The organism is Stutzerimonas stutzeri (genome assembly GCF_002909485.1).
In the GTDB taxonomy this organism is placed as follows: Bacteria; Pseudomonadota; Gammaproteobacteria; order Pseudomonadales; family Pseudomonadaceae; genus Stutzerimonas; species Stutzerimonas stutzeri_AH.
Genome location: NZ_PPXG01000001.1, coordinates 425236 through 439607 on the forward strand (window position 1 = coordinate 425236; position 14372 = coordinate 439607).

11 protein-coding genes are annotated in these 14372 nt (G+C 58.9%); 8 read left to right on the top strand and 3 right to left on the bottom strand.

Annotated features, from left to right (window positions below):
* Position 1: 1 nt before the first annotated feature.
* Both CXK91_RS01870 and CXK91_RS01875 read right to left on the bottom strand, forming a co-directional pair.
* Positions 2–1528 (bottom strand): inactive transglutaminase family protein, encoded by a 1527-nt coding sequence (locus tag CXK91_RS01870; protein WP_103454706.1) that lies wholly within the window; start codon positions 1526–1528, stop codon positions 2–4.
* Between the two features lie 5 nt (positions 1529–1533).
* Positions 1534–2070 carry an ATP-dependent zinc protease gene (locus tag CXK91_RS01875; protein ID WP_103454707.1) on the bottom strand — a complete coding sequence of 179 codons (537 nt, stop codon included), beginning with the start codon at positions 2068–2070 and terminating at the stop codon, positions 1534–1536.
* 270 nt (positions 2071–2340) lie between these two features.
* On the opposite strand from CXK91_RS01875, the gene CXK91_RS01880 reads away from it, so the two are divergent.
* The 5 genes from CXK91_RS01880 (at position 2341) to prpF (ending at position 9159) form a co-directional block, all read left to right on the top strand.
* Entirely contained in the window at positions 2341–3066 is a 726-nt protein-coding gene (locus CXK91_RS01880) for a GntR family transcriptional regulator (protein ID WP_103454708.1), read from the top strand.
* Positions 3063–3950: a methylisocitrate lyase gene (gene prpB / locus CXK91_RS01885; protein ID WP_003284581.1), complete on the top strand. Its 888-nt coding sequence runs from the start codon at positions 3063–3065 to the stop codon at positions 3948–3950. The genes CXK91_RS01880 and prpB overlap by 4 nt, the downstream gene beginning before the upstream one ends.
* 95 nt (positions 3951–4045) lie before the next feature.
* Positions 4046–5173: a bifunctional 2-methylcitrate synthase/citrate synthase gene (prpC, locus tag CXK91_RS01890; RefSeq protein ID WP_103454709.1), complete on the top strand. Its 1128-nt coding sequence runs from the start codon at positions 4046–4048 to the stop codon at positions 5171–5173.
* A gap of 77 nt (positions 5174–5250) precedes the next feature.
* Positions 5251–7860 carry a Fe/S-dependent 2-methylisocitrate dehydratase AcnD gene (acnD, locus tag CXK91_RS01895; RefSeq protein ID WP_103454710.1) on the top strand — a complete coding sequence of 870 codons (2610 nt, stop codon included), beginning with the start codon at positions 5251–5253 and terminating at the stop codon, positions 7858–7860.
* A 105-nt stretch (positions 7861–7965) separates the two neighbouring features.
* Positions 7966–9159, top strand: coding sequence for a 2-methylaconitate cis-trans isomerase PrpF (gene prpF, locus CXK91_RS01900; protein ID WP_103454711.1), 1194 nt, complete (start codon positions 7966–7968; stop codon positions 9157–9159).
* Between the two features lie 95 nt (positions 9160–9254).
* On the opposite strand, the gene ppsR is transcribed toward prpF, so the two are convergent.
* Entirely contained in the window at positions 9255–10073 is an 819-nt protein-coding gene (gene ppsR, locus CXK91_RS01905; RefSeq protein ID WP_103454712.1) for a posphoenolpyruvate synthetase regulatory kinase/phosphorylase PpsR, read from the bottom strand.
* A gap of 154 nt (positions 10074–10227) precedes the next feature.
* Here ppsR and ppsA point away from each other — a divergent pair, with 154 nt between their 5' ends.
* From ppsA to CXK91_RS01925, 3 genes are all read left to right on the top strand, one after another.
* Positions 10228–12597 carry a phosphoenolpyruvate synthase gene (gene ppsA, locus CXK91_RS01915; RefSeq protein WP_103454713.1) on the top strand — a complete coding sequence of 790 codons (2370 nt, stop codon included), beginning with the start codon at positions 10228–10230 and terminating at the stop codon, positions 12595–12597.
* Between the two features lie 168 nt (positions 12598–12765).
* Positions 12766–13254 carry a ribonuclease E activity regulator RraA gene (rraA, locus tag CXK91_RS01920; protein ID WP_103454714.1) on the top strand — a complete coding sequence of 163 codons (489 nt, stop codon included), beginning with the start codon at positions 12766–12768 and terminating at the stop codon, positions 13252–13254.
* Between the two features lie 85 nt (positions 13255–13339).
* The gene (locus tag CXK91_RS01925) at positions 13340–14335 is read left to right on the top strand and encodes a zinc transporter ZntB (RefSeq protein ID WP_103454715.1); all 996 of its coding nucleotides are present in this window, start codon (positions 13340–13342) and stop codon (positions 14333–14335) included.
* Positions 14336–14372: the final 37 nt, after the last annotated feature.

A 14372-nucleotide genomic window follows, 5' to 3' on the forward strand; every position in this document is an offset into this window, starting at 1 on the left:
CTCAATCCTTCAGAAAGGCTTTGAAGCGGAACAGCTCGGTCAGGCGGTAGCCGCGGTAGCGACCCATCGCCAGCATGAAGCCCACCATGATCATCAGTACCGCCGGGAAGGTGAAGATGAAGTAGGTCAACTCCCGAATGTTCATCAGCATGAATGCCAGGCTTGCGGCGATCAGCGTGCCGACCGCAACCTTGAAGGCATGGCCGCCACCGCGCTCTTCCCAGGTGATCGACAGGCGCTCGATGGTCATGGTCAGAATCACCATCGGGAACAGCGATACCGACAGCCCTCGCTCCAGGCCGAGCTTGTGACTGAGCAGGCTGATCACGGCAATCAGCACCACGACGAATGTCAAAACCACTGACAGCCGCGGCAGCATTTGCAATTTGAGGTGTTCCAGATAGGAACGCAGCGACAGGCCCAGCGCCGTGATCAGCGTGAACAGAATGATGCCGAAGCCGATCTGAGTTTCGCGGAATGCCAGGGCAATCAGCACCGGGGTGAAGGTGCCGAGGGTCTGCAGGCCACCGAGATTGCGCAGGATCAGAATCACCAGCACACCAATCGGGATCATGATCATGATCTGGTAGGTCTGCTGGGTCTGCAACGGTAGGCCGTACAGCGAATATTCCAGGAAGCCCGCCTCGGTGTTTTCGTCGGTCAACTTGGCCAGGCGAATGGCATTCATCTCGCTGTTGTTGAGCGTGAAGGTGACCTGCGGATTGCGTCCACCTTCCAGGCTGATCAGCGGCTCGTCGCCAGTCCACCAGATCAGGCGATCATTCGGCAGCCCCTGCTCACCGGTGCCGGGGTTGAAGAACAGCCACTTGTCTCCGTTGAAGCTGCGCAGCCAGAGCTCCGGTGTCTGTGGCTGATCGGCAGCCAGGCGGATAGTGTGTACGCGCTCCATCGGCACATGAGCAATAGACAGCAGCAGCTCGATGACACGCGCCTTGTTCGGGATTGAGGTGTCGCCGCCCAGCAGTAATTTGACGTTGTCGTCGTTGGGGTTGTTGACCCGCTTGATCGCTTCGCTGATGAAGGTCTCGACGTCGGCCGAGTGCTGGCGAATCGGCGATAGTAGCGCTTCGGCTGCGATTTTCTCTGGTCCTTCCACCGGGATGCTGTCGCGGAAGATCGGCCCGGTTGCCTTGGTCTGTTCGCCGCTGTAGCGTTTGGTCAGTACCAGACGGTAATAAAGCGTCTGATTGCCACTGGCGCGGCGCGCGGACCAGGTAACACGACGATTGCCATCGGCACGGTTGATGCTGACGCCGTAGTTGTTGGAAATGAAGCTCTCGTTGAGGCTGACGAATTCCTGGTTCAGCGGTGGTACGTACATCTGCAGCTTGACCGGCTCACGCGGGCTGGCCTGGAATTCGACCTTGGCGTCGATGTTCCAGAGGTCATCGGTTTCGTCTTCGGTAACAGGAATGCCCAGTATGAAAATTTGGTAGGCAGTGATCGAAATTCCCAAAGCGACGAGCAGGAAGATCAGGACTTTCAGATGCAAAGTGAGAGCGCGCATGGGTATTACTCGTCAGCGTCAGATTCGTTGAGGCAGCCGGGCTTGCCGGCAATAAAGGTGCGACTTGGGTCGACCAGGGCGCCGAAGCGGGTGAGCGCGTCGGAACCTATCAAAAGTGGGTATTGGAATGCAGTACGGTCTGTGAGGTTCACTTCGATTGTGCGTTTAGCCTTGCCCATGCATAGATCCAGCTCGATAACCGGGCGTGCTGTATAGGTTTTTTCCTCTTCCGGATCGAAATCACCGGCCCTGCGCTTGATTTTGCTGATGCGTGCAAGCGGCCGCTCGATGGGGTGCTCGTGCGCGCTGTCCACTGCCAGATAGAAGCGCACCCACGACTCGCCCTTGCGCTTGAAGCGAGTGATGTCTCGGGCGCTTAGCGACGCGGTCTGCGCGCCCGTGTCCAGCTTCGCCTCCACCTCAAGATTGAAGTCGGGCAGCCCGACGTTCTCGTTAAGTCCGTAGATCGTTTTGTTGGAAGCCGCGCCAATCGTGGGCAGGAGCAATACGCAGAGCAGCAGGAAGTGGGCTTTAACTCTCATGGAACCTATGGTCTTGAGGGAAGGGGGAAAATGGCTGGACATGTGGGCTGCACGGCTTGCAGACGAACGCCCATGGGGCGAAAGGCTGGCATTCTAGCATGCTGCTTTCAGGACGCTACAGCGTGCTCTTGCGCTGCCGCAGGATGAATCGTTACAGGCGTTGCTTCGTACGACTTTAGTAAATGTGTCGACAATCTATTCGGCATGATGTTGACGGTTAGGCGCGGCGGGCGTACTTTCGCGGCATAGAAACTTGAATTGTCGACAATCATGCTGGATACGATTGAGCTTCACACTTCTGCGCAACAGCTCGACAGCGGCACGCTGGCCGAGCATGTGTTTCGTCTGATCCAGGCGGCTATCGTCAAGGGCGAAATCGCGCCGGGCAGCAAGATTTCCGAGCCCGAATTGGCGCGCACCTACGGAATCAGTCGCGGGCCACTGCGTGAGGCCATTCACCGCCTGGAAGGCCAGAAGCTGCTGGTTCGGGTGCCGCATGTTGGCGCGCGGGTTGTTTCGCTCAGTCATGCCGAGCTAATCGAGCTCTACGAAATTCGCGAATCACTGGAAGGCATGGCCTGCCGGCTGGCTGCCGAGCGCATGAGCGATGGTGAAATCGATGATTTGCGCCGAGTACTGAGCACCCATGAGCGCGACGAGGCCTTTCAGGCGGGCGTCGGCTACTACCAGCAGGAAGGTGATTTCGACTTCCACTACCGGATCATTCAGGGCAGCGGCAATCGCACGCTGGCCAAGCTGCTGTGCGACGAGCTTTATCAGCTGGTGCGCATGTACCGCATCCAGTTTTCGACCACGCCAAACCGACCACACCAGGCGTTCGCCGAACACCATCGAATTCTCGACGCCATCGCTGAACGTGATGGTGAGTTGGCAGAGCTGCTAATGCGCCGCCATATCGCTGCTTCCAAGCGCAATGTCGAACGTCACTTCAAGGACGTTCTAGAGCAAACACCACATAAAAGGGGTAATGCATGACTCTTCCTTCTGCCGGTCAGCGTTTCCGTGACGCCGTGGCCAGTGAGCATCCGCTGCAAGTGGTTGGTGCGATCAACGCCAACCATGCGCTGCTGGCCAAACGTGCCGGTTTCAAGGCCATTTATCTGTCTGGTGGCGGCGTTGCAGCCGGTTCGCTGGGGTTACCTGACCTGGGTATCACTGGGCTCGACGACGTACTGACCGACGTACGTCGTATCACCGACGTTTGCGATCTGCCGTTGCTGGTGGATGTAGACACCGGATTCGGCTCCTCGGCCTTCAATGTGGCGCGTACCGTCAAGTCGATGATCAAGTTCGGCGCGGCGGCGATCCACATCGAGGACCAGGTTGGTGCCAAGCGCTGCGGCCATCGCCCGAACAAGGAGATCGTTTCCCAGCAGGAAATGGTCGATCGCATCAAGGCTGCAGTCGACGCTCGTACCGATGACAGTTTCGTGATCATGGCGCGGACCGATGCACTGGCCGTGGAAGGTCTGAACTCCGCGCTGGATCGTGCCGCCGCCTGCATAGAAGCGGGTGCTGACATGATCTTCCCCGAGGCCATCACCGAGCTGGCGATGTACAAGACCTTCGCCGACCGAGTGAAGGCGCCGATCCTGGCCAATATCACCGAGTTCGGTGCGACGCCGCTGTACACCACCGAAGAGTTGGCCAGCGTCGACGTTTCCCTTGTGCTGTACCCGCTGTCGGCCTTTCGCGCCATGAACAAGGCGGCGGAAAACGTTTACACCGCGCTGCGTCGTGATGGCACGCAGAAGAATGTGATCGACACCATGCAGACCCGCATGGAGCTTTACGATCGCATCAACTATCACACGTTCGAGCAGCACCTCGACGCGCTGTTCGCTCAGAAGAAGAGCTAAGCACGCGGGCGCTGCCGGTTTACGCGCAGCGCCCGAGTGATCCATTTTTCGACGTGATTTGCAGTATCCAGAACAAATCCAAGAAGGAGATAGCAATGGCTGAAGCAAAAGTACTGAGCGGCGCGGGCCTGCGTGGACAGATCGCCGGGCAAACCGCCCTATGTACCGTTGGCAAGACCGGTGCTGGGCTGACCTACCGCGGCTACGACGTGCGCGATCTGGCTGCCGAATGCGATTTCGAGGAAGTTGCCTACCTGCTTTTCTATGGTGAGTTGCCGAACGCTCAGCAACTGGCCGATTACAAGAATCGCTTGAAGTCCATGCGCGACCTTCCGCAGGCCCTGAAGGAAGTGCTGGAGCGTATCCCGGCAAGCGCCCATCCGATGGATGTCATGCGCACCGGTTCGTCGGTGCTTGGCACTCTGGAGCCGGAACTAGGCTTCGAGCAGCAGCGCGACGTGGCCGAGCGGCTGATGGCCGCGTTTCCGGCGATCATGTGCTACTGGTATCGCTTCACCCATGACGGCGTTCGCATCAGCTGCACCAGCGACGAAGACACCCTCGGCGGTCATTTCCTCGCGCTGCTGCACGACAAGAAGCCAAGCGATTTGCACGTCAAGGTGATGAACGTCTCGCTGATTCTCTATGCCGAGCACGAGTTCAACGCTTCGACTTTCACCGCGCGTGTCTGCGCCTCGACGCTTTCCGACCTCTATTCCTGCGTGACCGGCGCCATCGGTTCGCTGCGCGGGCCGCTGCATGGCGGCGCCAACGAAGCGGCGATGGACATGATCGAGCAGTGGAAGAGTGCAGAGGAGGCTCGCGAAGCGATCCTCGGCATGCTCGAGCGCAAGGACAAAATCATGGGCTTCGGGCATGCGATCTACAGCGAATCCGACCCGCGCAACGAGGTGATCAAAGTCTGGGCCAAGAAGCTCGCCGACGAAGTGGGCGACACCGTGCTTTACCCGGTTTCAGTGGCCGTCGACGAAACCATGTGGGAACAGAAGAAGTTGTTCCCTAATGCCGACTTCTATCACGCCTCGGCTTATCACTTCATGGGCATCCCGACCAAGCTGTTCACGCCGATCTTCGTTTGCTCGCGCGTTACCGGCTGGGCGTCCCATGTGTTCGAACAACGCAGCAACAACCGGATCATTCGGCCGAGCGCCGAGTACATCGGTCCGGAGCAGCGCAAGGTCGTCCCGATCGCCCAACGCTGATCGTGAAAAGGGGGCTCGTCTAACGAGCCCCCTCACACCTTGCCCCTCGAATCATTACTGGATTGAGTCCTTCCGGCATGAATACACAACACCGCAAACCTTTGCCAGGCACTCAGCTTGACTACTTCGATACCCGCGAGGCCATCGAAGCGATCGAGCCCGGTGCTTACAATAAGCTGCCCTATACCTCTCGCGTGCTGGCCGAACAGCTGGTTCGTCGCTGTGAGCCCGAAGCGCTGACCGATTCGCTGAAGCAGATCATCGAGCGCAAGCGTGACCTCGACTTTCCCTGGTATCCGGCGCGCGTGGTCTGCCACGACATTCTCGGCCAGACGGCGTTGGTCGACCTGGCCGGTCTGCGTGATGCAATTGCCGAGCAGGGTGGCGATCCTGCCAAGGTCAACCCGGTGGTGCCGACCCAGCTGATCGTCGACCACTCGCTGGCGGTGGAATTCGCTGGTTTCGATCCAGATGCTTTCGAGAAGAATCGCGCCGTCGAGGAGCGCCGTAACGAGGATCGATTCCACTTCATCGAGTGGACCAAGACCGCGTTCAAGAATGTCGATGTGATCCCGGCCGGCAACGGCATCATGCACCAGATCAATCTGGAGAAGATGTCGCCGGTTATCCAGGCGCGTGGTGGCGTCGCGTTCCCGGATACCTGCGTTGGCACCGACTCGCATACGCCGCACGTCGACGCCCTGGGTGTGATCGCCATCGGTGTTGGCGGCCTGGAAGCCGAGACCGTGATGCTCGGTCTGCCGTCGATGATGCGCCTGCCCGACATCGTCGGTGTACGCCTGACCGGCAAGCGTCAGCCTGGCATCACCGCCACCGATATCGTGCTGGCGCTGACCGAGTTCCTGCGCAAGGAGCGTGTGGTCGGAGCCTGGGTAGAGTTCTTTGGCGAAGGCGCCGATAGCCTGACCATCGGTGATCGCGCGACCATTTCCAACATGTGTCCGGAATACGGCGCAACTGCATCGATGTTCTACATCGACCAGCAGACCATCGACTACCTCAAGCTGACCGGTCGCGAGCCGGAGCAGGTTGCGCTCGTCGAGCTGTACGCCAAGGAAACGGGCCTTTGGGCGACGGCTCTGGAAGGCGCCGAATACGAACGCGTGCTCGAATTCGACCTATCCAGCGTGGTGCGCAACATGGCCGGCCCGTCCAATCCGCACAAGCGCCTGCCGACGTCCGCTCTGCACGAGCGTGGCATCGCCGACGAAGGCAAGTTGGCGGCCGGACGTGTCGAGGAGGCTGAGGGGCTGCTGCCGGACGGCGCAGTCATCATTGCCGCCATCACCAGCTGCACCAACACCTCGAACCCGCGCAACGTGGTTGCCGCCGGCTTGCTGGCGAAGAAGGCCAATGATCTTGGTCTGGTGCGCAAGCCCTGGGTCAAAACGTCTTTCGCGCCGGGCTCCAAGGTCGCCAAACTGTATCTGGAAGAGGCCGGACTGCTGAGTGAGCTGGAAAAGCTCGGCTTCGGCATCGTCGCCTACGCTTGCACCACCTGCAATGGCATGTCCGGTGCGCTGGACCCGGTGATCCAGAAAGAAATCATCGAGCGAGACCTGTACGCCACGGCAGTGTTGTCCGGCAATCGTAACTTTGATGGGCGGATCCATCCGTACGCCAAACAGGCATTCTTGGCCTCGCCGCCGCTGGTGGTCGCCTATGCAATCGCCGGTACCGTGCGCTTCGACATCGAACAGGACGTCCTTGGCACCGACCAGAGTGGCAACCCTGTCACCCTGAAGGACCTATGGCCTTCAGACGAGGAAATCGACGCCATCGTCGCCGCGTCGGTGAAGCCTGAGCAGTTCCGGCAGATCTACATTCCGATGTTCGACCTGGGCACTATCGAGGAAGCCGAAAGCCCGCTGTACGACTGGCGGCCGATGTCCACTTACATTCGCCGCCCGCCTTACTGGGAAGGTGCGCTGGCCGGCGAGCGAACGCTCAAGGGCATGCGTCCGTTGGCGATTCTGCCGGACAACATCACCACCGATCACCTGTCGCCATCCAACGCTATTCTGCTGGACTCGGCCGCTGGCGAGTATCTGGCCAAGATGGGCCTGCCGGAAGAGGACTTCAATTCCTACGCCACCCATCGCGGTGACCATCTGACGGCCCAGCGCGCGACCTTTGCCAATCCACAGCTGGTCAACGAGATGGCGATAGTCGACGGCAAGGTGCAGAAAGGTTCGCTGGCCCGTGTCGAGCCGGAAGGCAAGGTGATGCGCATGTGGGAAGCGATCGAAACCTACATGACTCGCAAGCAGAACCTGATCATCGTCGCCGGTGCCGATTACGGTCAGGGATCATCGCGTGACTGGGCTGCCAAAGGCGTGCGCCTGGCCGGTGTGGAGGTGATCGTCGCCGAAGGTTTCGAGCGTATTCACCGCACCAATCTGGTGGGTATGGGTGTGCTGCCAGTCGAGTTCAAGCCTGGCACTACTCGCCTGACGCTAGGTCTGGATGGCACCGAAACCTACGACATTGAAGGCGAGCTATCGCCGCGTGGCGATCTGACCCTGGTCATTCACCAGAAGGGCGGCGAAATAACGCGTGTACCAGTCACCTGCCGCCTCGATACCGCGGCTGAGGTTGGCGTTTATCAGGCTGGCGGCGTGCTGCAGCGCTTTGCTCAGGACTTCCTCGCGTCGTCCGCTGCCTGACTTTGCGGGGTGGATGGCGTTTTTTATCCGCAGGCCGGTCCAGCGATGGGTCGGCAAAGCGTGATCCACCCTGCGATCCACTTATCTTCCAGCCAGGACTCACTCATGGCTCATCAATCCCAGATCAAGATTCCCGCCACCTACATGCGTGGCGGCACCAGCAAGGGCGTTTTCTTTCGCCTGCAAGACCTGCCGGAAAGCTGCCAAGTGCCCGGCGCTGCGCGTGACAAACTGTTCATGCGGGTGATCGGTAGCCCTGATCCTTATTCGGCACACATCGATGGCATGGGTGGCGCCACGTCCAGCACCAGTAAATGCGTGATCCTCTCTAAGAGCGCTCGACCTGATCATGATGTCGAGTACCTCTATGGTCAGGTGTCGATCGACAAGCCCTTCGTCGATTGGAGCGGCAACTGCGGCAACCTCTCCACAGGCGCGGGTGCGTTCGCCCTGCATGCCGGACTGGTGGACGCCGAGCGCATTCCTCAGAACGGTACCTGTGTAGTGCGTATCTGGCAGGCAAACATCGGCAAGACCATCATCGCCCACGTACCGGTCACTGATGGACAGGTGCAGGAGACAGGCGATTTTGAGTTGGACGGCGTGACCTTCCCGGCTGCTGAGATCGTACTCGAATTTCTCGATCCGTCCGACGATGGCGAGGAGGGCGGCTCGATGTTTCCTACCGGTAACCTAGTCGACGAACTAGAAGTACCCGGCATCGGCACGCTCAAGGCGACCATGATCAGCGCCGGAATCCCAACGGTGTTCGTCAATGCCCAGGACATCGGCTATCAAGGCACCGAACTGCGTGAGGAAATCAATGGCGATCCGGACGCGCTAGCTCGCCTGGAATCGATTCGTGTGGCCGGCGCGCTGCGCATGGGGCTGATCAAGACTGCTGAAGAAGCGTTGACGCGTCAGCACACGCCAAAGATTGCATTCGTTTCCGAGCCGAAAATCTATCGGGCGTCCTCCGGCAAGACCATCGAAGCAGGCGAGGTCGACCTGCTTGTACGGGCGTTGTCCATGGGCAAGCTGCACCACGCAATGATGGGTACTTGTGCAGTGGCCATTGGTACCGCGGCTGCAGTGCCTGGCACCTTGGTCAATCTGGCTGCGGGAGGTAGTGAGCGTGAGGCCGTACGTTTCGGCCATCCCTCTGGCACGCTGCGGGTCGGTGCCGAGGCCAAGCAGATCAATGGGGAGTGGACGGTAACCAAGGCCATCATGAGTCGCAGCGCTCGGGTGCTGATGGAAGGTTGGGTGCGTGTGCCGGGCGATGTACTTTCCGCCTGAGGGCAAGATCAGGGTCGATCAGACTGCTTTTTCTTGCGCGTAAATAACAAAAAGTCCGCACCAAGCGGACTTTTTGTTGTCTAGCGAAGCGGTACTTATTTGAGTCGACGCTCGACGCCTTTTTCCACAAGGATCTTGGCGGATATCTCCTCGACGGAGAAATGCGTGGAGTTGATGTAGTTGATGTTCTCGCGGCGGAACAGGCTTTCCACCTCGCGGACTTCGAATTCGCACTGTGCGAAGCTGGCGTAACGGCTGTTGGGCTTGCGCTCGTGACGAATAGCGGACAGGCGGTCGGGGTCGATGGTGAGACCGAACAGCTTGTCCTTGTACTCCTTGAGAACGCTGGGAAGCTGCAGACGCTCCATATCATCTTCAGTCAGCGGATAATTGGCGGCGCGAATACCGTACTGCATCGCCATATACAGGCAGGTTGGTGTTTTGCCACACCGGGAAACGCCGACGAGAATCAGGTCGGCCTTGTCGTAATAGCGGGTGCGGGCTCCATCATCATTATCGAGGGCGAAGTTGACGGCCTCGATACGCTCCATGTAGTTGGAGTTGTGGCTGATGGAGTGAGACTTTCCAACGGAATACGAGGAACGTGACATCAGCTCATGTTCCAGTGGAGCAAGGAAGGAAGAAAAGATGTCGATCATGAAGCCATTGGATTCGGCCAGAATGTCACGGATTTCCTGGTTTACCAGAGTGTCGAAGATGATCGGCCGCCCACCGTCCTTCTCCGCGGCATTATTGATTTGCTGTACCATGGCCCGCGCTTTTTCCGCAGTGTCTATGTACGGGCGGGTTAGCTTCGTGAAGGTTATGTTCTCGAACTGTGCCAGAAGACTATGGCCCAGAGTTTCCGCGGTGATACCGGTGCCGTCAGAAATGAAGAAAGCAGTTCGTTTCATGTGCCTTGGGCCTTAAGTCGAGAACGGTTCCCAGCTATAGTAGGCCCTTCGCCGAGCCCGGTTGGCGGGCATTGTTACTTATTTTGCAGGGTCGGGCCACAGTCGTGCGGCCAGGCCCCGGTTGAGTTTCCAACACTAATGTGGAGAGATCACCTTGGTAGAGTACGTAGTTTCCCTCGATAAGCTCGGCAATCATGACGTTGAGCGCGTAGGGGGCAAGAACGCCTCCCTCGGCGAGATGATCAGCAACCTCGCAGGCGCGGGTGTATCGGTGCCTGGCGGTTTCGCCACTACGGCCCAGGCCTATCGTGATTTCATGGAGCTCAGCGGTCTCAACGAGCAGATCCATGCGCTTCTCGATGCGTTGGACGTGGATGACGTCAATGCGCTCGCCAAAGCCGGCTCGCAGATTCGCGGCTGGGTCATGGAGGCGCAGTTCCCGCCTAAGCTGGATGCCGACATTCGCACTGCATTCGCAGAAATGTCTGACGGTAACGACAACATGGCGGTCGCGGTTCGCTCCTCGGCCACCGCCGAAGACCTGCCGGATGCTTCCTTTGCTGGCCAGCAGGAAACCTTCCTGAACATTCGTGGTGTGGACAATGTAATCCGTGCCACCAAGGAAGTGTTCGCGTCGCTATTCAACGATCGCGCCATCGCCTATCGCGTGCACCAGGGCTTTGATCACAAGCTGGTCGCCCTGTCTGCCGGCGTGCAGCGTATGGTCCGCTCCGAAACAGGCACTGCCGGTGTCATGTTCACTCTGGATACGGAATCCGGCTTCCGCGACGTGGTATTCATCACTGGCGCCTACGGCCTGGGTGAAACCGTTGTGCAGGGTGCGGTCAACCCGGACGAGTTCTATGTCCACAAGCAAACGCTTGAGGCCGGTCGTCCCGCCATCCTGCGTCGCAATCTGGGCAGCAAGGCGATCAAGATGATCTACGGCGCAGAAGCAAGCGCCGGTAAGTCGGTCAAGACCGTCGACGTCGACCAAGCGGACCGCGTGCGTTTCTGCCTGAGCGATGAAGAAGTGAGCAATCTGGCCAGGCAAGCCATGACCATCGAGAAGCACTACGGCCGTCCGATGGACATCGAGTGGGCCAAAGATGGCGATGACAATAAGCTGTATATCGTTCAGGCGCGCCCAGAAACCGTGAAGAGTCGCAGCAGCGCCAACGTGATGGAGCGTTACCTGCTGAAGGAAAAGGGTACCGTTCTCGTTGAGGGACGTGCCATTGGCCAGCGTATCGGCGCCGGTCCGGTCAAAGTCATCCACGACGTCAGCGAGATGGACAAGGTTCAGCCGGGTGACGTGTTGGTTTCCGACATGACCGATCCAGATTGGGAACCGGTCATGAAGCGCGCCAGCGCTATCGTCACCAACCGTGGTGGACGTACCTGCCACGCGGCGATCATCGCGCGCGAACTAGGGATTCCAGCAGTCGTTGGCTGTGGTAACGCTACTGATCTGTTGAAAGACGGTCAGCGCGTGACCGTCTCCTGCGCCGAGGGCGATACCGGCCTGATCTTCGATGGAGAGCTGGGCTTCGACATCCGTCAGAACTCCATCGATGCCATGCCGGAGCTGCCATTCAAAATCATGATGAACGTCGGCAACCCTGATCGCGCTTTCGACTTCGCGCATCTGCCGAACGAAGGTGTTGGTCTGGCTCGCCTCGAGTTCATCATCAACCGCATGATCGGTGTGCACCCCAAGGCGCTGTTGAACTTCGATGGCTTGCCTGCCGACGTGAAGAACAGCGTAGAGAAGCGCATTGCCGGTTACGATGACCCGGTCAACTTCTATGTCGAGAAGCTAGTCGAGGGTGTCAGCACCCTGGCCGCTGCCTTCTGGCCGAAGAAGGTGATCGTGCGCCTGTCGGACTTCAAGTCCAATGAATACGCCAACCTGATTGGCGGCAAGCTGTATGAGCCTGAAGAAGAAAACCCGATGCTGGGCTTCCGCGGTGCATCGCGCTACATCAGCGATTCCTTCCGTGACTGCTTCGAGCTCGAGTGCCGTGCGATGCGCAAGGTACGCGATGTGATGGGCCTTACGAACGTCGAACTTATGGTGCCATTCGTCCGCACCCTGGGCGAGGCGTCGCAGGTCATCGACATTCTTGGTCAATTCGGTCTCAAGCGCGGCGAGAATGGCCTGCGCATCATCATGATGTGCGAGCTGCCGTCCAACGCTCTGCTTGCCGATGAGTTCCTGGAGTTCTTCGACGGTTTCTCCATCGGCTCAAATGATATGACTCAGCTGACGTTGGGCCTGGACCGTGATTCCGGCATCATTGCCCATCTGTTCGACGAGCGTAATCCGGCGGTGAAGAAGCTGTTGGCCAATGCTATCCAGGCGTGCAACAAGGCTGGCAAATACATCGGCATCTGCGGGCAGGGCCCGTCGGATCACCCGGATCTGGCGAAGTGGCTGATGGAGCAGGGCATTGAAAGCGTGTCGCTGAACCCGGACTCGGTTCTCGATACCTGGTTCTTCCTGGCCGACCGCGAGATCTGACGGCTCCAGGCTGTAGCGAAACGGGGCGTAAGCCCCGTTTTCGTTGGTGCCCAATAATCGTCGGCTCAGCAATCCCGTTTCGTGAGGCACGCGTAGCGGCTAAGATGTCGCGCCAATGGCTTTACGACTGGACATTCGCCCGTAATTTCCAAGCAGAAGGAGCTTCCCATGCAATACGTCACGCCTGATCTGTGCGACGCCTACCCGGACTTGGTGCAGGTTGTCGAACCGCTGTTCAGCAACTTCGGTGGCCGCGACTCCTTCGGTGGAGAAATCGTGACCATCAAGTGTTTCGAAGATAATTCGCTGGTCAAGGACCAGGTCGATGTCGATGGAACCGGCAAGGTGCTGGTGGTCGATGGTGGCGGTTCGCTGCGCCGCGCCCTGCTGGGCGACATGCTTGCTGAAAAGGCGGCCCGCAATGGATGGGAAGGTCTGGTTATCTACGGCTGCGTCCGTGACGTCGATGTTCTCGCTCAAACCGATCTAGGCGTCCAGGCACTGGCCAGCCATCCGATGAAGACCGACAAACGCGGTATCGGCGATCTCAATGTTCCAGTCACGTTCTGTGGTGTGACGTTCCGTCCTGGTGAATATGTATATGCCGATAACAACGGCATTATCGTATCCCCAGAGTCGCTCTCCATGCCGGAGTGACGCCGGTCGCAATAGGCGGATGCACTCGTCATTTTTTTGAGCCCGGCTATGCCGGGCTTTTTATGGGCTCCGACGGAACAGATTGATGCAGGAAACTGATAGCGGGCAGAGTGGCCTGATCCACGCCTTTGTCCTCGACGGTAGCGGTGGTTCTCGGCAGATCAGCTTTGGCGACTTGGCTGGGCTGCAGCTTGCAGCTAACGAAAGCGTCTGGCTGCACTGGGATCGTAGCCAGCGGCAGGCACAGGACTGGCTGCGGGTGAAAAGCGGCTTGAGCACTTTCGCGTGCGACGTGCTGCTCGAAGAAAACACGCGCCCGCGCATGCTGGCCTTGCCGCAGGAAGAACTGCTGCTGTTTCTTCGCGGAGTGAACCTCAACCCTGAGGCAGAGCCGGAGGACATGGTGTCCCTGCGCGTGTTCGCCGATCGTCAACGGGTCATCTCCCTGCGGCTCAGGCCGTTGCGCTCCACTGAAGTAGTGATTCGGTTGCTGACGGAGGGGAGGGGGCCGAAATCCGCTTCCGAGCTCTTGTTGTACCTGGCCGAGGCGATGACAGATCGCGTCGATGACCTGGTTACGCAGCTGGCTGAGCGCATAGATGTCGAGGAAGAAAGACTCGAGGCCAGCGAGCGCTACGCGCCTGAGCATGACTCAATGCTGTCCCTGCGCCGGCAGGCGGCAAGCCTGCGCAGGTTTCTGCTGCCTCAGCGCGAGCTATACGGACAGCTGACGCGAAACCGGTTGAGCTGGTTCGCCGACGACGACACTGAGTACTGGAACGAGCTCAGCAATCGACTCATCCGCTACCTGGAAGAACTCGACATGGTTCGCGAGCGGGTAAACCTGGTACTTGAGTCGGAGCACCGCAGACTCAGCGAGCGGATGAATCGCACCATGTATCTAATTGCCATTCTCACTGGCTTTTTCCTCCCGCTGAGTTTTCTGACGGGACTGCTTGGGATAAACGTTGGCGGCATCCCTGGCGCCGAATTTCCCTACGGTTTTGTCGTGGCTTGCGTGCTCATCGGCGGCATCGCGCTATTGCAGTGGTGGATTTTGCGCCGCATGCGTTGGCTGTAAATGTGACTTCTACCCCGTCATAGACCGTCTAGCCGAC